26 protein-coding genes are annotated in these 23,316 nt (G+C 38.7%); 9 read left to right on the forward strand and 17 right to left on the reverse strand.

Annotated elements, in window-relative coordinates; all coding sequences use genetic code 11:
- Positions 1–68: 68 nt before the first annotated feature.
- From G7074_RS17680 to G7074_RS17690, 3 genes are read right to left on the reverse strand one after another with little or no spacing between them, the layout of a single operon-like run.
- Positions 69–677, reverse strand: coding sequence for a YdcF family protein (locus G7074_RS17680; RefSeq protein WP_166210207.1), 609 nt, complete (start codon positions 675–677; stop codon positions 69–71).
- Positions 635–1,615 carry an alpha/beta hydrolase gene (locus G7074_RS17685; RefSeq protein ID WP_124562233.1) on the reverse strand — a complete coding sequence of 327 codons (981 nt, stop codon included), beginning with the start codon at positions 1,613–1,615 and terminating at the stop codon, positions 635–637. Before G7074_RS17685 ends, G7074_RS17680 begins: the two co-directional genes overlap by 43 nt.
- Before the next feature lie 13 nt (positions 1,616–1,628).
- Positions 1,629–2,549, reverse strand: coding sequence for a M28 family peptidase (locus G7074_RS17690; protein ID WP_166210210.1), 921 nt, complete (start codon positions 2,547–2,549; stop codon positions 1,629–1,631).
- A gap of 140 nt (positions 2,550–2,689) precedes the next feature.
- Between G7074_RS17690 and G7074_RS17695 the strand changes: the two genes are divergently transcribed.
- Entirely contained in the window at positions 2,690–3,130 is a 441-nt protein-coding gene (locus G7074_RS17695) for a DUF4395 domain-containing protein (protein ID WP_166210213.1), read from the forward strand.
- Between the two features lies 1 nt (position 3,131).
- On the opposite strand, the gene G7074_RS17700 is transcribed toward G7074_RS17695, so the two are convergent.
- The 5 genes from G7074_RS17700 to G7074_RS17720 all read right to left on the reverse strand — a co-directional run bounded on the left by G7074_RS17700 (position 3,132) and on the right by G7074_RS17720 (position 8,745).
- Positions 3,132–4,163 (reverse strand): LLM class flavin-dependent oxidoreductase, encoded by a 1,032-nt coding sequence (locus tag G7074_RS17700; protein WP_166210216.1) that lies wholly within the window; start codon positions 4,161–4,163, stop codon positions 3,132–3,134.
- A gap of 208 nt (positions 4,164–4,371) precedes the next feature.
- The gene (locus G7074_RS17705; protein ID WP_124562237.1) at positions 4,372–4,818 is read right to left on the reverse strand and encodes a hypothetical protein; all 447 of its coding nucleotides are present in this window, start codon (positions 4,816–4,818) and stop codon (positions 4,372–4,374) included.
- Positions 4,819–4,846: 28 nt separating this feature from the next.
- A complete protein-coding gene (locus G7074_RS17710) occupies positions 4,847–5,362 on the reverse strand; it encodes a 2'-5' RNA ligase family protein (protein WP_124562238.1) in 516 nt (171 codons plus the stop codon).
- A gap of 154 nt (positions 5,363–5,516) precedes the next feature.
- The gene (dnaK, locus tag G7074_RS17715) at positions 5,517–7,373 is read right to left on the reverse strand and encodes a molecular chaperone DnaK (protein WP_166210219.1); all 1,857 of its coding nucleotides are present in this window, start codon (positions 7,371–7,373) and stop codon (positions 5,517–5,519) included.
- 145 nt (positions 7,374–7,518) lie between these two features.
- A complete protein-coding gene (locus tag G7074_RS17720) occupies positions 7,519–8,745 on the reverse strand; it encodes a glycosyltransferase family 4 protein (RefSeq protein ID WP_166210222.1) in 1,227 nt (408 codons plus the stop codon).
- Positions 8,746–8,838: 93 nt separating this feature from the next.
- On the opposite strand from G7074_RS17720, the gene G7074_RS17725 reads away from it, so the two are divergent.
- On the forward strand, positions 8,839–9,420 hold the full coding sequence (locus G7074_RS17725; RefSeq protein WP_124562241.1) for a tRNA-(ms[2]io[6]A)-hydroxylase: 582 nt from the start codon (positions 8,839–8,841) through the stop codon (positions 9,418–9,420).
- Between the two features lie 57 nt (positions 9,421–9,477).
- Here G7074_RS17725 and G7074_RS17730 read toward each other — a convergent pair whose 3' ends face one another.
- From G7074_RS17730 to G7074_RS17745, 4 genes are all read right to left on the reverse strand, one after another.
- Complete coding sequence (locus tag G7074_RS17730; protein WP_166210225.1) at positions 9,478–10,578, reverse strand: DUF3810 domain-containing protein; 1,101 nt, start codon at positions 10,576–10,578, stop codon at positions 9,478–9,480.
- 103 nt (positions 10,579–10,681) lie between these two features.
- A complete protein-coding gene (locus G7074_RS17735; RefSeq protein ID WP_124562243.1) occupies positions 10,682–11,074 on the reverse strand; it encodes a type II toxin-antitoxin system VapC family toxin in 393 nt (130 codons plus the stop codon).
- The gene (locus G7074_RS17740; RefSeq protein WP_124562244.1) at positions 11,059–11,310 is read right to left on the reverse strand and encodes a hypothetical protein; all 252 of its coding nucleotides are present in this window, start codon (positions 11,308–11,310) and stop codon (positions 11,059–11,061) included. The genes G7074_RS17735 and G7074_RS17740 overlap by 16 nt, the downstream gene beginning before the upstream one ends.
- A 34-nt stretch (positions 11,311–11,344) precedes the next feature.
- Positions 11,345–12,679: a dihydroorotase gene (locus tag G7074_RS17745; RefSeq protein WP_124562245.1), complete on the reverse strand. Its 1,335-nt coding sequence runs from the start codon at positions 12,677–12,679 to the stop codon at positions 11,345–11,347.
- 209 nt (positions 12,680–12,888) lie between these two features.
- Here G7074_RS17745 and G7074_RS17750 point away from each other — a divergent pair, with 209 nt between their 5' ends.
- From G7074_RS17750 to G7074_RS17765, 4 genes are all read left to right on the forward strand, one after another.
- Positions 12,889–14,235: a DEAD/DEAH box helicase gene (locus G7074_RS17750; RefSeq protein WP_166210228.1), complete on the forward strand. Its 1,347-nt coding sequence runs from the start codon at positions 12,889–12,891 to the stop codon at positions 14,233–14,235.
- Positions 14,235–14,504, forward strand: coding sequence for a hypothetical protein (locus G7074_RS17755; RefSeq protein ID WP_124562247.1), 270 nt, complete (start codon positions 14,235–14,237; stop codon positions 14,502–14,504). Before G7074_RS17750 ends, G7074_RS17755 begins: the two co-directional genes overlap by 1 nt.
- Before the next feature lie 96 nt (positions 14,505–14,600).
- Positions 14,601–14,936, forward strand: coding sequence for a gliding motility protein GldC (gldC, locus tag G7074_RS17760; protein ID WP_124562248.1), 336 nt, complete (start codon positions 14,601–14,603; stop codon positions 14,934–14,936).
- A gap of 132 nt (positions 14,937–15,068) precedes the next feature.
- Positions 15,069–15,398 carry a hypothetical protein gene (locus tag G7074_RS17765; RefSeq protein WP_166210231.1) on the forward strand — a complete coding sequence of 110 codons (330 nt, stop codon included), beginning with the start codon at positions 15,069–15,071 and terminating at the stop codon, positions 15,396–15,398.
- A 72-nt stretch (positions 15,399–15,470) separates the two neighbouring features.
- Here G7074_RS17765 and G7074_RS17770 read toward each other — a convergent pair whose 3' ends face one another.
- Both G7074_RS17770 and G7074_RS17775 read right to left on the reverse strand, forming a co-directional pair.
- Positions 15,471–17,081 carry a hypothetical protein gene (locus G7074_RS17770; RefSeq protein WP_166210234.1) on the reverse strand — a complete coding sequence of 537 codons (1,611 nt, stop codon included), beginning with the start codon at positions 17,079–17,081 and terminating at the stop codon, positions 15,471–15,473.
- A 42-nt stretch (positions 17,082–17,123) separates the two neighbouring features.
- Complete coding sequence (locus G7074_RS17775) at positions 17,124–17,903, reverse strand: hypothetical protein (protein ID WP_124562251.1); 780 nt, start codon at positions 17,901–17,903, stop codon at positions 17,124–17,126.
- Between the two features lie 340 nt (positions 17,904–18,243).
- On the opposite strand from G7074_RS17775, the gene G7074_RS17780 reads away from it, so the two are divergent.
- The 3 genes from G7074_RS17780 (at position 18,244) to G7074_RS17790 (ending at position 20,919) form a co-directional block, all read left to right on the forward strand.
- The gene (locus G7074_RS17780) at positions 18,244–18,852 is read left to right on the forward strand and encodes a hypothetical protein (protein WP_166210237.1); all 609 of its coding nucleotides are present in this window, start codon (positions 18,244–18,246) and stop codon (positions 18,850–18,852) included.
- An 8-nt stretch (positions 18,853–18,860) separates the two neighbouring features.
- Positions 18,861–20,183, forward strand: coding sequence for a sensor histidine kinase (locus G7074_RS17785; RefSeq protein WP_166210240.1), 1,323 nt, complete (start codon positions 18,861–18,863; stop codon positions 20,181–20,183).
- A 73-nt stretch (positions 20,184–20,256) separates the two neighbouring features.
- Positions 20,257–20,919 carry a LytTR family DNA-binding domain-containing protein gene (locus tag G7074_RS17790; protein ID WP_166210243.1) on the forward strand — a complete coding sequence of 221 codons (663 nt, stop codon included), beginning with the start codon at positions 20,257–20,259 and terminating at the stop codon, positions 20,917–20,919.
- A gap of 9 nt (positions 20,920–20,928) precedes the next feature.
- Here G7074_RS17790 and G7074_RS17795 read toward each other — a convergent pair whose 3' ends face one another.
- The 3 genes from G7074_RS17795 to G7074_RS17805 are packed head-to-tail and all read right to left on the reverse strand — an operon-like array spanning position 20,929 to position 23,262.
- A complete protein-coding gene (locus G7074_RS17795; RefSeq protein WP_240916344.1) occupies positions 20,929–21,441 on the reverse strand; it encodes a lipocalin family protein in 513 nt (170 codons plus the stop codon).
- Positions 21,442–21,485: 44 nt separating this feature from the next.
- Positions 21,486–22,550, reverse strand: a complete 1,065-nt coding sequence (locus G7074_RS17800; protein WP_166210246.1) for a hypothetical protein — start codon at positions 22,548–22,550, stop codon at positions 21,486–21,488.
- A complete protein-coding gene (locus G7074_RS17805; RefSeq protein ID WP_166210249.1) occupies positions 22,537–23,262 on the reverse strand; it encodes a hypothetical protein in 726 nt (241 codons plus the stop codon). Before G7074_RS17805 ends, G7074_RS17800 begins: the two co-directional genes overlap by 14 nt.
- Positions 23,263–23,316: the final 54 nt, after the last annotated feature.

Consider the following 23,316-nt stretch of genomic DNA (forward strand, 5'->3'; position numbering starts at 1 on the left):
ATCTGATTTGCGTAACTTATTTTATTAAATATAGGAAATGAATTTTTATCAGGTTAGGAAATTATTCACTACGTCGGTAACAGTTCTGAATAGAAGGCTACAAATTCGCGAATCAGTGAATAACCATCGCGCCACTCCAAATATTCGGGACTGGCTCCAAAAACCTTATCGAAGCCATTTTTTCTGAAAAGCATTTTGGTGCGGGTAATGTGGTAATATTGCGAAACCACTATGATACTTTCAATATGATAGTTGCTTTTTAGTTTTGCAGTGTTTTTTACCGTTTTTAAAGTGTTATCGCCCTGGTTATCGGTAATAATTAAAGCAGCCGGAACACCCTTTCCGATCAGGAAATCACGCATTTTATCACCTTCATTAAAACCTTCGTGGCCATGCCCGCCACTTACAAAAAGCATTTTTACCCGTCCGTTTTTATACAGGCTAAGCGCACGTTCCAGTCTTTTTTGCAACCTTTGTGATAAAGAGCCATCTTCGTTTACTTTATTGCCTAACACCACACCTAAATCGGCATTTTGTGGGGTGTTGTTCATCCCATCGATAATAATAACACTGGTGTGGATGCTAAACCAAAGTACTATGAGGATAATAAAGGCTTTTGTAAGTGGGCTAACTTTCAATTTACTGCCTTTAAAAACAGGCTGATGTCTTGTGTCCATTCGGATTTATATTGGGTTAGGTAGTTGTCGTGACCGGCTAAAGGATAGGTGCGAAGGCTTTTACTTCCTTTCAGGTTGTTGAAAATTTCGTTTATTTCACTGCGTGAAACCCGGTTGTCCTTTTCTCCGTATAAGAGCAAGGTGGGGCATTTTATGCCTTTTGCATCATCAACAGGACGCAGTTTAAAACCATTAAAATGATGCTGAAAGCCTCCCCAAAACACCAGAATATTGGCGAGCGGGAAAGTAGGGATATGTAAAATTTTAAACCTGGCCTGGGTTGTTTTTAACAGGCTGCTATAAGGACATTCGATGATAATCGCAGCAGGATTGATTTTAAAAGCGTTCAGTGCTTTCATAGTAGCTACAGCGCCCATAGAAGTACCAAACAAAATAATTTGCTTTTTTTCAGTTTGGTTAACGTATTGGTAAACTGTTTTAACTTCCTCAGCTTCGGCAAAGCCAATGGTAGTTTCATTGCCTTCCGAGCCGCCCGAACCCATAAAATCGACCAGCATGGTATTGTAGCCCAACTGGTAGAAAATGTTGGCCTTGTTTATCAACCCGGATTTTGACGCGCTATAGCCATGAAACATAATAACAGTTCCCTTTGCCTCAGGGTGTTTAATAAACCAGCATTCTAATTTTTTATTACTTTGTAGCTTAACGGTGGTGTAGGGCAAATCTGGTTGCCTTTGGTTCGCCGGGCGTGGGTTTGATACTCCTGTAAAAAGCGTCTTTATTTTCTCTGCCAGCGAGAGTTGCTCTGGCTTAGCTGTTTTGGTTACTTTTTGTGTAGTAAAATGCGTGAGTTGATAAGCCTGGTTATAGGCAATGATGTTTGCCAGTACGAACAGGCTTACCAGCCCCCATAACAGGATCTTAATTATGTTCCGTAAAGATTTCTTAGGGGCGCGTTTTTGTGATTTAACGTACATGCGGCTGCTATAATTAAATTTTAACCAACGTTTTAAATACTCCATCAATTACTTTGGCCATCCGGTTAATATCGAGTGTTTCCATGGTGTCGGTAACCTGGTGGTAGTTTTTATTCCGGTAAAAAGAGGTGTCGGTGATCATTAAGGCACTGTAGCCAAATTTCCAGTAATTTAGGTGGTCTGAAAAATCGATACCCGGCAAAGACGTTGGGCCACTAAAGGTTTTGGTTAGAATGGTATTCCCTTTTTTGAAAGCCGAAGTAAAGTTGTTGGCAAACTTGCCCGCACTAAATTTTTTAATCACGGTTATGTAATCGCCCTTATTGCCATAAAACCACGATAAAATGCCCAGTGGGTATGATTGTGATTTCTTTTCAGTTTTAAAGTAACCGATCATTTCTAAAGAGAGCATACCATATACCTCAATTTTATTGCTTTTGAGCCATTTGGCGTGGATATAACTCCCCATCTGTTCGGTACGGAAATAGGGTGGCTCTTCTAAGGTATAAGCTACTAAATCTATCCGGTGGTTTAGTTTTTGGCCTTTTAACATCCTGGCCAGTTCTAAAAGACCTGTTACCCCGCTTGCATTATCATCTGCACCTTCCTGCTCGCCGCAACTATCGTAATGTGCACCTGCAATTATCCGTTTTTGATGTTGGGTACCGAAAGAACAGATTACGTTTTTATAGATCTTTTGATCTACTGTATATTCCTGAATGTATACACTATCGGCATATTTCTTAAATACCGACCGGATATAATCGGCTGTTTGGTTTAGCTGATCGATATTTTGATGACTGCGGTACCTGGGCGTTTTGGTTAGGGTTTTCAAATGTGCTTTTATCACCACTGTATCAGGCAATGTAGCCGCCTTACACCAGGTTGCTGATAGTAAGCATAAACTTAAAATTAAGATTTTTGAGCGCGTCATTTGTTGAGTTATGTGATACGAATATAACAAATTCGAAAATTACAAGCAGCCATAATAACTTGTTTTATTGAATGATAATGACTTTACTGAAACCCGATCGATAGAGATTTTTAATACATTTACAGCAAAATATAGTTACGATGGAATTATCCTGCCCAATATCGGCCGAAAGAATAAATGAAAATGTGGTACGTTTAATTGCCTTTATGGTAGCTGTAGTAGCTACTGTTTGCTTAATTTTTGGCAATTATTGGGCAATAGTGTTTTTGATTTTTGATTTTGGCAGCAGGGCCTTTACTTCGGGAAAATTCAGTGTGTTAAAATATGTGGCTGTAAGCATTAACCAAAAACTGACACTGCCAAAGCAAATGAAAGATTTGGCCCCAAAGAAATTCGCCGCAACCTTAGGTTTTGTATTTTGCCTGCTGATTACGGCGATGTTCCTGTTTGATTTTTCGACTCTGGCAATGGTTTTTACAGCAGTAATGCTTGTTTTCGCCTTGCTTGAAAGCCTTTTTGCAATATGTGTAGGCTGTTACGTTTATAGTTTTTTACAGCTTTTTAAAGGAAACAAAGCTTAACTTATGGCTGTAAAGCTTTTCTAACTGCCGGCGCAATTCTGGTTCCATAAATTTCTATCGATTTCATCATCGCGGCATGTGATGGTCCGCCAACATCCATGTGGGCCGAGAAACGGGTTAGCCCGAAAGTTTCTTCCATAGCCAGTATTTTATCTACCGATTGGTTTACATCGCCAATAATTAATGCGCCGCTTTTGCTCATTCCAGCATCAAACTGGTTGCGTTGGTAGGGTGCCCAGCGGCGTGTACGACCGATTCTGTTCATCTGTGCCGAATAGAGCGGGTAATAGTAATCTGCTATTTCGCTGGTGTTTTCGCCAAATAGTGAGTGCATGTGTACGCCAACCTCGAATTTGTTCATATCGTGACCGTAAGCCTGGTATACTTTTTTGTAATAATCGAACAGAGGCTTAAACTGTACAGGCTGACCACCAATAATGGCAAACATTACCGGTAAACCCAGTCTTCCGGCACGTTCTACCGATTCGGGCGTGCCACCAACGGCCACCCAGATTTTTAAGCTATCGTTTACTGCACGTGGCAAAACTTCCTGGTTATTTAATTCTGGCCTGAATTTACCTTTCCAACTAACTTTAGGTGATGCATTGATTTTTAACAGTAGATCTAATTTTTCTTCGTAAAGCTCATCGTAATTTTGCAGGTTGTAGCCAAATAATGGGAATGATTCGATGAAACTTCCGCGGCCAGCCATTAATTCGGCCCTGCCGTTCGAAATTAAATCGACTGTGGCAAAACTTTGGTACAGCTTTACCGGGTCAGACGAACTTAAAACCGAAACGGCACTGCTTAGCTTAATGTTTTTAGTTACGGTTGCTGCAGCGGCCAGGATAATTTCAGGACTCGATACCGCATAATCCGGGCGGTGGTGCTCGCCAATGCCATAAAAATCCAAACCCACTTCATCCATGAGTTTAATTTCTGCTATAATTTCCTGAAGTCTTTGTTGTGCGGGTTGAATTTCTCCATTTGCATTGATTTGCAAATCGCCAAACATGCCAATACCTAATTCCATACGTTAAAATATTTTTAACAAAGGTAATGGCTTTGTGTTTGCCGGGTTTTGATCTATGGTAAGAAATGGTTAACTATTTAAATCGATCAACTGGTTAATTGTTTAACTGAACTCCATCCCGTGCACACAACGTTATGCTTTTTGGTAGTTTAATTATTCGAGTTGGTTAACTGCAGGTTAAGAAAGGATATTTTTTTGAAATTAGATTTTACAGGCCTGAATCAAGCTTGCCCAGCGAATTTAAGATGGAAGCCAATTCTTCAAACTGATAATCAAAATTGGTAACATCAATATCGAATTTTTTTCCGTTTTTTAACGAGACAGCAATAAAATAATGAGGATGTCTTTGGAGAAAGATAGTATAATTATGAATTGATTTGATGGTATTAATTTCTTCCCATTTAAAAGTGCCGCGGTCTAAAAATGTAATTTCCTCTTCGTTTGCTACTATGGCGTAAATCTCTTCGTTTTTCTGTAATACTCTTAAAATGAAAACCATATAAAGGACATAAAGACAGAACATGATAGCGAAAGTGATTAAATAGCTAAGGTTAAAGGCTCCTGCTATTGCTAAAAATGCTATCGGAAAAAGACAAAATGGAATGATAATAAAGCCAATGTTACTATTGTCTTTTACTTTAATAGATGTAACCATTTTTTGAGCGATTGAGCTGTTAATTTAGCTATTCTTTTTTAGAAACAACAAAATCAAATTCCCTGATAATTTCCCATTTTCCACCATTGATTTGTGTGATTAAGCTGATCTTGTAAAAACTTAGTACCGTTGGGAGCGGATAAGATTTTATCTGTTCAAAAATTTCTATGGTACAGGTAGAATTTCTGGGATGCATGAGCGTGATGTGTGGTAGAAGAGCTCGTGGTGAGTCGTTTATTCCTTTCAAAATTAATTTCCTTAACTGCTGAAAGGAATCGTTACCTGCTTTGGCAGGCATATACACACCCTTCCCGTTTTCAAATTGTTCAACGGCTCCAAACGTCATTTGAATTTGACTGTTTAGTTTAATGTTTTTGATGTTGGCAAATACTTGATCCAGTTGTTCAATTTCGTCTTCCCGACACAGGGTAACATGTGCAGGAATTAAACTATGCTGAATAGGATTAAACTGTGCCCTAACCTGCTCAATAACTTCGGTTTGGTGGGTAATAAATAGAGTAAGCTGTTGCCGGGTTTGTTGCATAAACTAAGTTAGGCTTTATTTTTAAAGCCTGTTAAAGGAATTGAGCAAACATACTTTCGCTATATGCGAATAAAACTCTGCAATAATCTTATGCAATTCTGTGAGACCCTGAAACAGGTTTAGGGTGACGACCGATTCAACTGAAAACTGTTAACTATTCGATCTTCTTGCCTTTCATCGCTGTCGAAATAGCCGCATCCATTACACGCTCTGCAAATGGACGGGTAAACTCGTTCAGTTCATCGGCTTTTTTCAAAATGGTATCTTTTTCTTGAGTGGATAGTGCGGTTTTCAGTGCCTCGATGTGTGCCACGGTTTCTGCAATTTCAGTTTCAGATAAATGTTCTGCATGTTTTTTGATAAAACCTTCAGCTGTGTAAACCAATTGTTCACCTTCGCTTCGGGCTTCAATCAGCATGCGCTGTTGTACATCGCTCTGTGCGTGTTCAATACTATCTAAAAGCATTTTTTCAACTGTATCGTCGCTTAAGCCATAACTTGGGGTAATTTCAATCTCCTGTTTAACACCCGATCGAAGCTCAATAGCCTGAACGGTTAAAATGCCATCAGCATTAAGCAAGAAGTTGATATCTACTTTGGGCAAACCTGCCGGCATAGCCGGAATGCCTTTTAAATCAAACTCAGCAAGTTTACGGTTTTCTTTTACCAGATCGCGCTCGCCCTGGTAAACCGATATTTTCATGTTTACCTGACCATCAATAGAAGTGGTGTACTGCCTGCCGGCTTTGGTTGGCACCTTGCTGTTGCGGGCAATAATTACATCCATTAAACCGCCCATGGTTTCGATACCCAATGAGAGTGGGGTTACATCAAGCAATAAAATATCCGAGCGGTTTCCGGCCAGTACATCAGCCTGGATGGCAGCACCTAAAGCTACTACTTCATCCGGGTTAATATTATCCTGCGGAGTTTTACCAAAGAAATTTTGGACTTGCTGTTTTACAAATGGTGTGCGGGTAGAACCACCTACTAAAATCACCTCATCAATATCAGCTGCTGTTAAATCAGCATCTTTTAAGGCATTTTTGCATGCCGTAATGGTTTCTTCAACCTTAGCTGCAATTAATTGTTCGAATGTTTGCTTATCGAGTGTGCACCAGATTTCACCAACTTTCTCATTGAATAAATTCTGGCTTGATAGTGCTTTTTTTGCAGCCTCAGCCTGTAGCCTTAGCGTTTGCATTAAAATATTATCCTTGGTCAGGGTAGTAACATCAAGTTTGTTTTGTGCAATCCAGTAATCTAAAATTGCCCGGTCAAAATCGTCGCCACCTAAATAAGTATTTCCATTTGTAGCCAATACTTCAAAAATTCCGTTCTGGATTTGCAGGATGGAAACATCAAAAGTACCACCGCCCAAATCGTACACGGCAATGGTTTTTTGTTGCGTAGGGTCTAAACCAATTCCATAAGCCAAACTGGCTGCGGTAGGTTCGTTTACAATACGCATTACATCTAAGCCAGCCAGTTTTCCGGCATCGCGGGTAGCCTGGCGTTGACTATCGTTAAAGTAGGCTGGAACAGTAATTACAGCACGGTTAACGGGTGTTTTTAGCGCATGCTCGGCCCTTGCTTTAAGCTCTTTCAGTATTTCGGCCGAGAGCTCAATAGGGGTATAGAAACGATCGCCTGCATGGATTTTTACCAGCGCATCGGTATCATCGTCAATAATTTTGTAAGAAAATGTAGCGGCATGATCGGCTACATCTTTGTAAGAGCGGCCCAATAATCGTTTAACCGAAAATATGGTGTTCGATGGGTCGGTGGTTAAAAATTCTTTGGCCTCGTTGCCTACAACGGCTTCGTTCTGGCTGTTGAAATAAACTACCGATGGCACCAAAACGCCCTTGCCCGAATCGTTAATTACCTGAGGGTCTTTATCTGGGTTAATAAATGCAACCAAACTGTTGGTTGTACCTAAATCAATTCCGACGATAATTTCTTCCTTTTGAAACGAACCTGTAGCAAGGTTAATCGATATTTTTGCCATAGCCGCAAATTTACAATATTGTTCCTAGGTTTCAGAACCAGAATGTTTTTTAAAAGTCAATTAGTTTTTGGTTGGAAGTCGGAAGTCCGGAGTTAGGTGTATTATTGCCTTGAAGTTTTATACAGGTATATCTTCGGACCCCTGACTATTTATTCTTCTCCTCAATCCAAAGGCTCATGTATTTTGTGCTCTGAAGGGTATGGTGGTTTAAGATCTGCCCCATAAAATTAGCCTGACGGTGTTTAGGTAAGTTTAACAGCAATTTAGTTATCTTCTGCATAAAATCATCGGCAAAAGCCGTGGAGGCGTAACGCTCGTTGATGATTTGAACACCATGCTTTTGTGCTTCCTTCCATTCGGCTTCGTTTTGGTAAAGGAGTGAGGCCTGTTCTGCGAAAGTGCTTAAATCATCTTCAACAATCCCATTCCAGGAAAGGTTGCCTTTCATGGCTTCGGCGCCAACTGTTGTGGTTACTGATGGTGTACCTACCTGCATGGCATCGATAAACTTGCCCTTAACGCCAGCGCCAAACTGGATCGGTGCAAGTAAAACTCTATGTTGGGCTATGGTTTCCTGCGCATTTAAAGCTCGGCCCTTAATGAAAAATTTTTCAGCCTTATTTTCAAGTTGTAGTACTTTTTGAGAAGGGTAGGCGCCATAAATATTCAATTTAGCTTCCGGAAGTTTTTTGCGTAGCAAGGGCCATACTTTGGTTTTCAGGGTTTGAACGGTATGCCAGTTGGGTTCGTGCAGAAAGTTTCCAATGAAAACAAAATCGGCTCTATCTGTAAAGGGAATCCAATTTTGAATGGTTGTGGCAGTAATTTCTTGTTCTAAGAATGGCAGGTAATAAAGTAAGCTGGCATCAATTTTAAATTGTTCTTCGAGTAGCTTCATCTCTATTTCTGAGATAATCAAAGAAAGATCGCAACGGAGGATGGCCGCAATTTCGCGTTTGGCTGTATCGGAAAACAGGTTTAGCGTTTCCTGCTTTTTGGAACTTTGCTGACGTGCCTGGCGAAGAAAATGTAAATCTTCGGTATCTAAAATTCGTAGGGCATCGGGACATTCCTGTTGTACGCGCCAGCCGTATTGTTCTTCAATCATAAAGCGATCGAATAGCACAATGTCGGGGTTAAGTGCTTTTAAAAAGCTGTTGAAACTTTCGTTGTTTAACTTAATTTCCTGCTCAATTACACTTGTATTGCTGAAATCATAGCTGAAATCGCTTTTCGATGCTGCCGAAGCAAAGGTGATCTGGTAGCCTTTGGCCAGAAATAAATCAACCAGCTGGATCATTCGGGTTCCTGCTGCCGATGAAGCAGGCTCAGGCCAAACCAATCCAATAATCAATAGTTTCTTAGCACTCATATTTTAAAATTTATGCAAAATAAACTGTTTTTAGCTCACAATTTTAAAAGCGGGTGATTATTTCTAATTTTGCGGTTCGAAGAGAGAAACCACATGCTAGGATTAAAATTGTTGACAGACCCGCGTTGGGCAAATATTGCTGAATCGAATTTAGAAGAAATTTTATCCGACCATGCCTGGTGCGAACAAAAAGCAGCCAGTAACGCCATTACCCTAATAACGCAAAACTCTGAGCACCAAGATCTGGTAGATGAGTTAACAGCTATTGCTATTGAAGAAATGCAGCATTTTCAGATGGTGATTAACATAATTAAGGATCGGGGATATACTTTGAGTCGTGAGCGTAAAGATGATTACGTTGGCAGGTTGGTAAAATTCAGCAAAAAAGATGGTAGCCGTAACCAGGCTTTTATCGATAGACTTTTGTTTGCTGCGATGATCGAAGCCAGAAGCTGCGAACGTTTTCGCGTACTTTCTCTAAACATTAAAGATAAGGAACTAGCTAAATTCTACCACGAATTAATGGTATCTGAAGCTGGTCATTACACTACTTTCTTAAATTTTGCCCGTAAATACAGCATCGATGTTGATGTTGAAAAACGCTGGAAAGAATGGCTGGATTTTGAAGGTGAACTGATTCAGAGTTTCGGTAAGAAGGAAGCGATACACGGTTAAACCAGTTTTCAGTTTACATACTTAACTGGTAACTGTATATTGTTAACTGTTAACTAATCAATTTGTATGCTTAACTGGCAACTGCGTATTGTTAACTGCTAACTGAGGCTTATAAATATTCCACAGCCAGATAACGATATCCTGGTAGCTATCTATACCTTTTTTCTGGTTATTGAGTTTTAGGAAACGATCGAAAGCAGCATCCATATAGCCAAACATTTGTCCGTTATATTTACGCCAGAACTCTTTTTCTGCTTTAAAATCGGCTATAACCTGGGGCAATAGCTTGTCATAGAGTATTTTATAATCATCGGGTGCTTTCATCCTGATTTCGAAAAGGATATACCTGAGCATTTCGTAATTAGCTGAGTACTGGTAATTTAAATCAGGACTGTTGCTCGCCGTTAAATAGCCTAAAAGGTTGGCTTCATCTTCGTAAGCAATACCCAATTGATGCGCAATTTCATGGCAGGAAACGTATGGTTTAACAAAATCAGGCAGGTTGGTGTTCATATTGGCCTCGCCCGATAATGGCGCGTAATACCCCTCGATGCCTACTTTACTAATAACCCAAGGACTTAAGACTGCTTTTAAACAAGGATTCGAATACCTGAACAAAGGGTTTTTCTTTTCCATTAAATTGTAGGCCTCAGCTGATGTTTTTTCAAGATCGACGATCTTATAAGTGGGAACTTTGGTCTGCTTCAGTTTTAATGCGTTAGTTTTATCTACAAAATAATTACCCAGTTGTACCAGTTCTTTTACCGTGTATTTTTCATAACCAATGCCCAGCTCTTCGCTAACACTTGGCCTATTATAGTTTAAACCCCAAACTATTTTGAAGATGATATACAGCAACAAAAAGAAATTGAATACCTGCAAAGGAATAATAATGCGATCTTTCTTTTTTAGAGATTGACGCCTTTTATAAAACCGGAAGATTTTGTACAACACAAAGCCGATCAGAACGGCATAAATGATATCGCCAATGGCAAATGGAAAAATGCCAGATATATACCTTAATGCAGATGAAATGTAAGGGTAAAAGCCAGTTGAGTAATATTTTTGAACTGAAGAGGGAAAGAAGCCAAAAACATAAATCAAGATAGTTAAACCAAGCAGTACCGTTGATTTAATAATTACAGCACGTTTAGTCATTGTTTACTGATAAATACTTTTTTAGGGGATAAATAAATATAAAACCGTTGGTTAACTCTGGATTTGTTCTTCTAAACAAATATAAAAATCTTCCTGACGTTGTCTAATTGCCAATCAATTTAACATTTTCAATATTTTCAAAATGCTTGTGATTAAGCATATCGAAATATAAATTATGAGCAATGGCCGTTGCAGCAATAAATAAATCCGCCTTATCGATGCTCTTGCGTACCTTTTTAAGATTACTTTGAATTTCTACAGCGGCTAAAGCGGCATCATTATCGAATGGGAATATGATAAAGTTAGAGAGCATTGTTTCCCAAAAAAATATGCTGTTTGCCCTTAGCTCCCATGTAAATTTCAAATTCTGTAATGCTTGAAATGCACAAGTTTTCATACTGTTGAGATAAAGCAAATAACCTTGTTTTTGATTTGTCTTTTTTCGAAAATAATCAATCAATATGGAGGTGTCGACCATTGTTATTTGGTTCGCCATTCATTTATAGATTTTCTTGTTTCCTCGATTTTTTGAATTTGCTCATCAGAAAAGACGGGGCCTTTTAACAGGGAATCTGAAAATTTTGTTCCATACTTAACCAGCGGCTCTTCAGCCATAGTTATTGCATTAAACTGTTTGTATTTTTCTGTTAAACTGGCAACAAAATCCCAAACCTCCTGCTTCATGTTAGAAGGAAGTGCAGAAATTTCAGAAAATAATTGTGCATCTGTCATTGCAAATTTGTTAACCTAAACAAATATAACAAATCTATCTGGTAAATGTTAACCGCTTACCTACCTGGTCGGTAGTGAATTTTCCTTTAGTATAAGCCAGGTTTCCTGATACAAAAGTATGGGTAACACTTGCCTTAAAAGTATCTCCATCAAAAGGGCTCCAGCCGCATTTATAAAAATTGTTCAACTTGGTTACTTTCCACGGGTCGTTTAAATCAACCAAAACTAAATCTGCCCAATAACCTTCACGGATAAAGCCCCGTTTCTCGATATCGAAGCAAATGGCAAGGTTATGTGCTGTTTTTTCAACAATTTTTTCCAGCGAGATTTTGCCCTGCAAATGCATTTCCAGTAAAGCAGGTAAAGCATGTTGTACCAGCGGACCGCCTGAAGGTGCCTGCGCGTAGGCTTGTTGTTTTTCGGCCAGCGTATGTGGTGCGTGGTCGGTCGCAATTACGTCGATATTATCGTTCAAAACACCAGCTAAAATGCCTTGCTGATCTGTTTCGGTTTTAACGGCAGGGTTCCACTTAATAAAATTGCCTTTTTCGGCGTAATCCTTATCGTTAAACCAAAGGTGGTGCACACAGGCCTCGGCGGTAATTTTTTTGTCTTTTAAAGGAATGGTATTGTCAAACAGCGCAATTTCTTTAGCTGTCGAAATGTGGAGAATGTGCAAGCGTGTTTGGTAGCGTTTGGCCAACTCTACCGCTAAAGAAGATGATTTATAACAAGCCTCTGTACTGCGAATCAGTGGATGCATTTCTATGGTTAAATCGTCGCCATATTTAGCTTTAAATTCGGCCAGGTTATGGCGAATAGTTGCTTCATCTTCGCAATGCGTAGCAACAAGGATAGGTGCCTTGCTAAAAATGTGTTCTAAGGTTTTTTCGTTATCAACCAGCATGTTCCCGGTTGAAGAACCCATAAAGACCTTAATTCCGCAAACATTTTTCGGATCGGTTTTTAAAACCTCTTCAATATTATCGTTACTGGCCCCCATGTAAAACGAGTAGTTTGCTAATGAAGTTTGCGCCGCAATATTGTATTTATCTGTAAGCAATTCCTGAGTTAAAGTATTTGGAACGGTGTTAGGCATTTCCATAAAAGAAGTAATCCCACCGGCAACGGCTGCCATACTTTCTGTGAAAATATCGGCTTTATGGGTTAATCCCGGCTCACGGAAATGTACCTGGTCATCAATCATACCTGGTAAAAGATATTGGCCCTCGGCATTAATTTCCTGTGCATCGTGTGCAGCAATGTTTTGGCCTATTTTGGCAATAAATCCATCTTTAATTAAAACATCGGCAACAATTTTTTGTCCCTCGTTTACAATTGTAGCAGCTTTTATCAGGTAAGTATTCATGATTTCAAAGGTAGTAATTTGGTGTTTATTTTGCGAGTATCAAGATACAAGTATCAAGATTTTAAGCTTAAGAAAAATTACTGTTAGGAGTTTTGGAGCTATAGATTGGTTTGCATTGCCAGTTTTTAAGGCTTTAGATTGGTGATTGGGATCAAACCTTCCACCTTATACCTTCAAACCCTCAACCTTAATCACTATCTTTGTGCGCTATGGCAAAATCGTTCGAAGACTTTAAGTTAAACAGGCAAATTTTAAATGCTGTGGCCGATGCCGGTTACACCGTTGCAACACCAATACAGGAAAAAGCAATTGCACCGATATTATCTGGACAGGATATTTTTGGTATTGCCGAAACCGGTACCGGAAAAACCGCTGCCTTTGTATTGCCCATTTTAATGCAGTTAAAATATGCGCAGGGCGAGAATATCCGTGCGTTGATATTATCGCCAACCCGCGAACTGGCCATGCAGATTGAAGAACAGGTAAAACTATTTTCTACTTATACAGACCTGCGCTCGCTGGTAATTTTTGGTGGTATTGGGCCAAAAACACAGAAAGAGCAGCTGGCGGAAGGTGTCGACATCCTGATTGCCACACCGGGTCGTTTCCTCGATTTATATTTAACAGGCGATATTAATACTCAAAGCTTAAAGTTTTTGGTGCTAGATGAGGCCGATAAAATGATGGATATGGGCTTTATTGGCTCTATACACCGTATTTTGGAAATAGTACCGCGTAAGCGTCAAAACTTATTGTTTTCTGCAACGATGAGCGATCTGGTTCAGAAAATTGCCGGCGATTTCCTGAAAAATCCAACCATTATTGAAACTGCACAACAGGCAACCCCTGCAGCAAATGTAACGCAAGCACTTTATTACGTTCCGAATTTTAAAACGAAATTAAATTTACTGCAAAACTTGTTGAAGAACGACGAAGCGTTTAACCGCTTAATTATTTTCTGTAAAACCAAAACTGTTGCCGATAACATTTTCAGTTTCATTGAGCGCAGGTATGGAGCAGAAAATGTTCGGGTAATACATGCAAATAAGGGGCAGAATACGCGTATTAACTCTATAAACAGTTTTAAGGAAGGTAATATTCGTGTTTTAGTAGCAACAGATGTGGCCAGCAGAGGGATTGATGTGAGCGATGTAAGTCATGTAATTAATTTCGATGTGCCGATTATTATCGAAGATTATGTACACAGGATTGGGCGTACAGGAAGGGCTTTTGCTAAAGGTGATGCAATAACTTTTGCTACAGATGGAGAAAAATATTACATCCGCAAAATAGAAAAGTTAATTCGCCAGTCTATTCCGGTTGAAGCCATTCCAGATGGGGTTTTTATTGAAGAAACAGCTTATGAGGAACGCCAGCACATAGCCAAAGAGATCGATTTGCAAAAGCGTAAAGAAGATCCTGATTTTAAAGGTGCTTTTCACGAAAAGAAAAATGCTAAGGCTATAGAACAAAAAGCAAGGGATAAGGCAAAAGCAAAAGCTGGTAAAGAAATTAAAAGCTTCAAAAAAGGTAAACGCTTTGATAAGAAAAAGTAATGAAATTAAAAATTACGCCCTTAAATATTGTTAGTGCTGCAGCAGTTTCATTTTTAGTACTTGCTATTTTAGATGGAAAATCACCTGGACGTGATTTTGAGGTAAGAGTATTTTATAAACTTATTTTAGGCTGTTTGGTTGCTGTTACCTTTATTACGGATCTTATTTTTCGTTTTACATTAAAAGATATTAAACGGATCTGGCTAATCGAATCTATTTTTATTGTGATTACAGCAATCTTGATGCTAATATTACAAAAAGTACTATAATACAAAGGCGAAGTATTTGGTAAATTCATCATCTTTGCCCCGAATAAAATACTGATAAATCTGTGCAATCTATTTATCAGCGAAATCAATATTAAAATGAGAAAAGCAGAAATTAAAATTACCGTTGAGTTAGACGATAACAATATGCCAGAGAATATTCTTTGGGAAAGTACCGATGCACAAACGAAAGACCAGGTGCCTGTTAAATCGATGATTTTAGCCCTTTGGGATCATAATTATAAAAACTCAATGCGTATCGACCTTTGGACGAAAGATATGCCTGTTGATGAAATGAAACGTTTTTTCTACGAAACTTTACAAACCATGGGCGATAGCTTTTTAAAAGCGACCGGCGAAACCCTGATTGTAGAAGATTTGCGCGACTATTGCGCTCACTTTGCAGATAAAATGGGCATTATTGAAGGGCAATAGTTTAGTTGGCAGTTTTCAGTTAGCAGTTAGCAGTTCCAAATATATTAACACAAACAATAAAATGTTAGTTGTAAAAAAAATCAATGCCTATATCGGCTTAATTCTGGGGGCATTGCCATAACCATTGCTCCAATGTTAAAGGTGCCTGTTAAGGGTAATTGGAATTTATATCAGGCAGACCCGCGTTTGCTTTATATTTCTTTGGGGATTTTAGCTTTAACGGCTTTGTTTCTGTTTGTAAGGGCTTTACGCATGTTCAGGGTAATGGCTATTGTAGCGTTAATTTGGAGTGCCATAATGGCGGCAGCTGTTTGGTTTAAGGTTCATAATTACTTTGGATCTAAATTTTTTGATAAAGTGCTGTCTAAAACCATCCATTTTCAATGGGGCTGGATTGTATTACTGGTAGCCGTAATTTTATTGGCCACCAGTGTTAAAAAAGAGCGACTGGAGGTAAAATAATATCAAAGCAAAATGCCGATAATTATTAAGTTACCGGCATTTATTTTTGAAACGCAAGGTTGTGCCGGATAATTAATTGTTCCCTTTTTTTCTATTAATTTGTTCCAAACCTTGTATGAGTATATCGCCTACCTTTTGGATATCGGCCGAGGTTTTAGCATCTTTTTCGGCTTTTAAACGTGCCCGTTCTTCAGCTTCCGCTTTTTCGTGTCGCTGCTGTGCAAGCAATGCCTCCTGTTTTTTGCGTTTGTTTTCAATGTCCTTTTCTTTCGAGTAGATTGAAATGTAATACATGCGCGATTTATCAAATTGCTTATCGCTATAATTTACAATGACTTTCGATTTAGGGTCTTCTGCATTCTTTAACAAATCAGCTTTCATCTTTTCGTAATAAGCCTTATCACCGGTGCTGAAATAAATAATGCGCGACCAGGTATCACTCAGTTGGTATTCGTAGCTAACATAACACAAAGAATCAGCTGGCGATTTGAAATAAAAATCGTGAGGGTAAGCCCCTGCATTATAAGTCATATTTCTATTTGGCCAGTCAACCTTAATCGAAGTCAGATAATTTTCGGCCAGGAAGGTTTTTAATGTTGCCTTTTCCATGTTAAGGTAGTAGCCTACCAACGAAGATGCATCTATGGGGTCGGTATTTTGGTAGCGGGTAGCAATGTCGGTAACGTAAGGAGAAACAGTAAACCTGATGTATTTCTCTTTATCGTTATTGGTGCATTTCAGGTTATTTTTACTGTAAATTAGATCACCTTCTTCATCTCCTTCACCGCCGTCTGTCCAATTATTTAGGCGGAACCATTTTTTAATTTTGTTGTGTACCAGCGGATCGGTAAAACTAAAGTCAATAGCATTCAGTTTTTGGTATTTGTTGCTGGAAACGGTTATAGAGGTGCCCTCAGCAAACATGTAAGTTGTGGTATAGCCATTAACGTTCGAAATTCCTTTACCTTGATAACTGGATAAAATAGTATTAGATGATTTATAAAGAAATTTCATGCCCTGGCCATTTAAAAATTGAACCACGCTTTGTCCGGCTTCTTCGGGGTTGTTATGAACGGTTAACGAATCGGTATTAAATATCTTTGTTCTGATGGGTAAAACAAAGTAATCGGTTTTACTCAGGTTAATTGCATAAGTTAATTTTGTGTTATCTTCTCCGCTACTTCCCATTTCGCCTACATCGGCAATTAAATTGTTGTTTAAGTATAGGTTTGGGCTAATTGGCTGCCATTTACGGTATCCCAGCATCTTTTCAAGCGCGAGAAAACCTTCTTTCGGAACATCATTAAGGTACCAGTCAATACTCTGTACCTGGTCGCTGGCATTGGCGCGTATGTCTACCTGTATCTTGTGACTGCAAATGAGTGATGTACGCACCTGTAACAGTTTTCCTATTTGTTCGCCATTTTTCCGGTTATCGTATATCGATTCTTCCTCAATACTTTCCATCTGCACACCCATTGCTTTCAGTTCGTTGCTAATCATTCGGCTCGCCTGCTCCGTATTGGCACGAAGGAGCTCAATGGCTATACTTTTGGTCGCCACCTGGGGCGTATTGGTTTTTTTGGTTTTAACAGGGATTACTGTTTTTTTTACCTGGGCGCTGGTCTCTGTTACTATGCAGAATAGCAACAATGTAAGGCCGTTTAGAATTAAACTTTTCATGGCTTTAATGAATTGATTGTAGTTCTCGTACACGTTATTGTACTATCTTATTTTTAAAAGCGAGTAAACAGCCTTGAGCATGGCTAGCTGTTCGGCCTTATGGCCATTCTCCGCCTCGATATTGATATAAGGAATTTTGTTTTTGGCACAGTAAACCGATAAAGAGCCATCATCAGTAGGATTGTCGCTTTGCAAAACCACGTTTTCGTTTAAACCTTTTAAATAATTGAAATCGTTTAGCGTTGTTACCAGAAAAAAATCATCTAAATCTTTGCCCTCGGCCTTGAAAAAAGCCTTGGCTTCCTGATGGTATTTATTTGGTTTGATGTAGTCGGTTAATGAAAGCGCACCCTCGTTGGTGTTATTGTGTATGGAGATGATGTAAGTATTCTGATTTCGGGCAACGTAGGCTTTTAAAAGGTCAGCCGAAAAAGTTTTGATTTGTTTAATAACAGCTGCAGGAAATTTAGTTACTCCGCTATTATACTTTTTCAGCGTACTGTCAATCCCAATATCAGAAAAAATACGATTGGGGTCAAAGTCATAATTTTTGTTGTTAACGTTACAGGTTAAGACGCGTACATTATTCTGGTGTATCTCAAAAAGATTGAAGCTGGTGTCATTGGGTAAATCGTTAAAAGCATCAATTGCCGTATTTTCATTGTCGTGTAGTGATAGGAGAGTTGCAATACCTGCTTTATTTTCTTTGTATTTAGCTACACAGGTTTTTGTACCCAACCGAAAAGAAATATCGGAGTTTAACGTAAATGCGGTAATTATGGCCAGATTTAATAAGAGGGCGCTAATTAAGATCTTTTTCATTTTGCTTGGTTTTTATGGCAAAGCGTTAATCATAATCTATGCTGTTACTGAAAATAGTTGTTTTTTGTACGATTTAATTTACAATCAAATTTAAGATAACAATTTTCTCTTAAGCCTGCAATTGAGTGAAGTATCTGATTTTTATTGTGAACTACGCATTATACCATGTGTAGTAAGAAAATGCTGTGGCAGCAGTGCTTTTAGGAGTTTGATGATAACATTTAAACATAAAATGACAGGTTTCGCAAGACTAAAATAACAGCTCACTCATTTATAATGTTTATTGTAGTTTTTCTAATTAACTTTAAATTTAGGTATCCGTTTAGGATTTTTTAGCAGGATGATTATAAAAAACAGCTCTTTAATCACTTTCTTCATTTTTGTTTCTGCCATTTTAGGTAACAGCTTTTATTCAATGGCTCAGCCTGTTGTAAAACCTGTTATTGTAAAGTACGAGACAAAAAAGGTCAGCCTGATCAATAATTCCTTTTACGCTGTTTCCAAAAAGGAATATAAAACCCCAAATCAACTTAAAACCTTAAAATGGCATCTGCTGGACACCACTTTGCAGGATGGTGAGTTTGCCGATACCGTAAGGCAATTCTGGCTAAATTTTAACACAATAAGCGCATTAGAGAAAGATACCACACTGATTTTAAAACTGGGCAACAAAAACGAAGAATCGCTGCTGTATGAACTTAAACAAAACCAACTGGTGCTGGTTGGGCGTACCGGTTTTGGCTCGCGTATCAGCGATTTATCTGTTAAAGGTGATTATTGGCGATTAAACGTGCCGGTTAAGAAACAAAGTGTACAGCAATTTTATCTCCTAATCAATAAGTATCAATACAATGTTGCTCACCAATACCCTTATTTAGAAACTTTTGATACGGCATACCAAGAGAAAGTAGAAGAACTAATCAGTGCCCGGCTAGTTTTAGGAACTTGAAATTGTGGGTGGCAGGTTTTTATTTTGCTGTATTTGTTTACTGTTGCTTAAAGTTTTTTTTGCAGCGCAGGCTTAAATCCTACCTGTATTGTGCATTAGCCTCTATTTCACTTTTTTTAAGATATTCTTTACAGGTTGATGCGTTGGTGATGGAAACAGATTGGTTGCCCTGGCTCAATAATGATTTTATTTTCCTGCTGTCTTTTATCCCCCAAAGTATTTTTTATATCCTCTTTTTGAGCGAATTTTTACAGGTTAAACAAAATAAGTGGCTAAATATATATCTGAAAATATGCCTGCTGCAATGGTTACTGATGTTGATTATCATGCCCGTTCACTTTGTTTGGCCAGAGCAAAGTATCATAACCAAGATATTTTGGAAATACAATGCGTTGCCCTTTTTGGTATTACTGATTTGGTTAAGTTATTACACCCGGCCAAAACCCAACAGGGGATATTTAAAATTTGCATTTATAGGTCTGGTTACCCTCGCAGTAGCATTTATTTTTGTTGTTGTGCCCAGGTGGTTGTTTGCATTGGCCTCTTTGCCCGGCTGGTACCATCATTTAAACGCGCAATACGATTTAATAACGCTGGCATTTGTAGTCGATACCATTTTATTTTTAACTGCGCTTGCTTATAAAGACAGGCTTGATGAACTGGAGCGGATTAACCTGAAAATAAAAAATACCGAAAACGAGCATAAAATTTTACGCTTGCAAATGAACCCACATTTTATTTTTAATTGCTTAAATTCAATTAATTTATATATCGAACAAAATGATAGTGCCTTAGCTTCCGATTATCTCAGTAAATTCTCTCAACTCATGCGCTTATCGCTGGTACATTCACGGAAAGAAAAAGTAGTCCTCACCGAAGAGATTATTACGCTAAAGCTATACCTCGAGATGGAAAGTATGCGATTTAAAGGTAAGTTAAACTATGTTTTTGATATCGATGATAACGTTGATGCTGATTTTATCGAGATTCCACCCATGCTAATACAACCTTATATCGAAAACGCAATCTGGCATGGCCTAATGCACAAAAAGCAGGGCGGAAAAATTAGCATTAAAATTAGTCAGGATTTTACCACACAAACTTTAAATATAACGATCGAAGACAATGGAATAGGGCGGGTAAAAGCGGGCGAGCTGAATAGCAAGGCTGCAGAAAAAGATAAATCGTACGGCACTTTAATTACGAGCGAGCGTATAGCCGTTTTTAATAAAAAATTTAATGCCAATACCCAGGCTCATATACAAGATTTATACAACGAAAACAACGAAGCTGCGGGTACCCTAGTTTCCATTAACCTCCATTTGGTATGAAGCGCTTAAACACCATTATTATCGACGATGAGGAAGATAGCGTTAATCTGTTACGCATCCAGCTTCAAAGGCATTGCCCGAAATTGGCGAAATCCATACTTTTAACAGCCCGTTAAAGGCCTTGCAGGAAATTGATCAGTTAAAGCCCGACCTGCTTTTCCTGGATATCGAAATGCCCGAACTTAATGGTTTCCAGTTTTTAGAAAAACTTACACCGATAAATTTTAGTGTAATTTTTATTACTGCATATAACGAATTTGCCTTAAGGGCATTCAGGTTTAGTGCTTTGGATTATTTGGTGAAACCGGTTTACATTAACGATTTAATTGATGCGGTAAATAAAGCTGTTAACACCATTAAACCTTCTGATGCACAATTTGATCTTTTTCAGAAACAATTTTATCTCGAACGGATTAATAAAATAGCAGTAAGCTCCTTAACAGGCATTACGTTCGTAAATCTTGACGACATTCTGTACGTTGAGGCTAGCAGTAATTACTCTATTTTGGTTCTATTGGATGGGGAAAAGGTAATTATCTCTAAAACATTGAAAGATGTACAGGGAATTCTGGAGAACAGAAACTTCTTTCGTATTCACCGTCAATACATCATCAACCTCCATAAAGTAAAACACTTCAATAAAAACGATTGCCTGCTAACCATGGAAAATAATAAACAGTTGCAGGTAGCCCGAATTCAAAAAGATAAGCTAATCGAAAGATTTGGCCTGGTTTAAGGTCATAAGCTAGCCCCTTTCGTGTTGCTGGGAGGTAAGTTTATCTACATCGTAACCTTTTGCCTTGCACCGGGCAACAATTTCGTCGTGGGTTTTCTTCGGCATAACCTCATTACGACTCATGATGAATAAGAATTTATGATCTGGGTGACCAACAACCACGTATGAATAATCGCTGGCCAGTTCAATAATCCAGTAATCAACCTTTATGGGCCATATAAACTGTGCCTGGAGCTCACCATTATCTCCCTCCGCAGAAGGGAATATTTTCGAATTTCTTGAATATATCTTTTCATCGCCGGGCTTTTTGTAGGTGGTTACCACATCATAATAGCCGGTTTTGTTCAGGGTATATTTAGTAGTGGTTTCACGGCTGCCTCTATCGAAAATAGTTGGGATAGAATATAAAGAATACCAGGTTCCGGCATATTTCTTTAAATCCAGCTTTGCAACAGGTGTATTTTTATCAACGGGCGAATAACCTAGTAACACAAACAGTAATAAGCAAATCGTTTTCATCATACCAGAGTTTGGTATTATTTACGAAACCGGTTAAAAAACAGATCTTAGAATTTGTTTTTAGCTTTCCAGATAAAGCCGTCGAGTACATAATGCGTGGCCTGTGGTAATGCCAAAAGCGGAACGAGGAGCGAAAGCAGTTCGCTGCTGGTTATTTGCGGTAAGGTTGTAAAAGGTTTAAATACTGCCTGGTGTTCTTTCCATACCAAACCATCCCACAGACCTTCTTCCAGGTAGGCGAAGAGGATTAAAATGAACAGGAAATAAAATATCCCCGATTTGCCAAAACTAAGGGCTATGATTTTATTTTTAACAGTGGTTTTATCTAATTTTTTCTTCTCGAAAAACCAAATGAGGGCCATATACGGAATGCCATGCGAAACGACATTCAAGGTGGTGAAAGCCATATCGCCGTTAAAATAAACGATTCCGAAATACCAGGACAGGAATGTTCCGACAACGATTAAATTCCGTGGAATATTAACCCATTTCTGTTTAATAACCACCGATAACTCTTTTATGATGTATATGGCAATAATGGCAAGGTATACCATTCCCGAACCTTTTAAAAGTGCATCGTTTTTAAAGGAAAAGAAATCGCCTTCTATAAACCAGTTGAAATGCCTGGCCGTACTGAGGTGCCAGAAAAGCAGTGGATACAGGGTTGCGGTATAAATGGCCACTTTATCGATAAGCTGCTGAACAGGCGAAGCTTTTTCATTGCGCGAATACAAACGCATAAAACCATATTGCTGCCTGATGAAATGATAAACCGCCAGGTAAGCCAGGATTCTCCAAAACCATAAAGCATCAAAATGGTAAATCATTACCCCTGTAACATAGCAGGCCACCGGGATGGCAACAAGCAAAGTATATTGTTTCTTAAAATTACCAAGATTAAAATAGGTACGGTATAAAGTGCTGTACACATGCGCGACATCAATAAAAACAATTAAAAATACCCAATAAGCCAATGGAATACCCGCAGAATTTTGAAATTGCGAAGGAAAAAGTAAAACCAGAAGCAAAGAAAAAAACGGAGGCGACAGGATGAAAACAACATCACTTACACGCGAATTTAGCCAGGGTTGATTTGAATTAAGATCTGCCATTCAGTACCTGTTTTGCTGCATTTATACCTTGATGAAAAGCTTCTTCAAAAATAGAAACTCCGCTTAAATCACTGTGGGCAAAGAAAATTTTATCGTCAATGGATGTCTTTGCTTTTGCTAAATTTTCACTCCAGATAAAATCCTTCGCAGGTGCAATCATGCCGTGACCCCAAACCCAAAAATCAATATTTTCAATTGCTTTGGTAATGCCCGGATGTATTATTTCAAGCTCGGGGATAACGATATCCAGCCATTGCTCATAATTTCTGGAGTAAGCAGCCAAACGGGCAATTGCAGGTTCGAAATCGCAGAGAGGGAGGTAATAGGTAATTACTTTTTTATCTTCCGAAAGTTTCAGATGTTGTTGTGCCGAATTCACGTAGCCAACGGATGGGGTATTGTAGGCTACATTATCCCAGCAAAGGTTTATCCCTTTCGATTCTGGTAATTCATTGATGGTAATGTTGGCAATTAGCCATGGCGAATAGCTAAAAGCCTTATAATCTATATTGCGGTCAAAATTTTTCAGTAAACGGTCGTTTACAAACTGTGGTGCGCATAGTATAATTTTTTCGGCTTCTAAATTTTCGGTAACCTGTGTATTTGCATTAAATGTAGTTATCAGCGTATTTCCATTGGCCATAGGTTTTAAATCGTAACACAGTGTAGAAGTTTTAATGTGATCTTTTAACGGGCCGGCCAATTGTTTCATAATCCAGCCATTGCCTTCGGGCCAGGTTAAAATCGCGTTTTGCTCTGCATTGGC

This window comes from Pedobacter sp. HDW13, assembly GCF_011303555.1.
Taxonomy (GTDB): domain Bacteria; phylum Bacteroidota; class Bacteroidia; order Sphingobacteriales; family Sphingobacteriaceae; genus Pedobacter.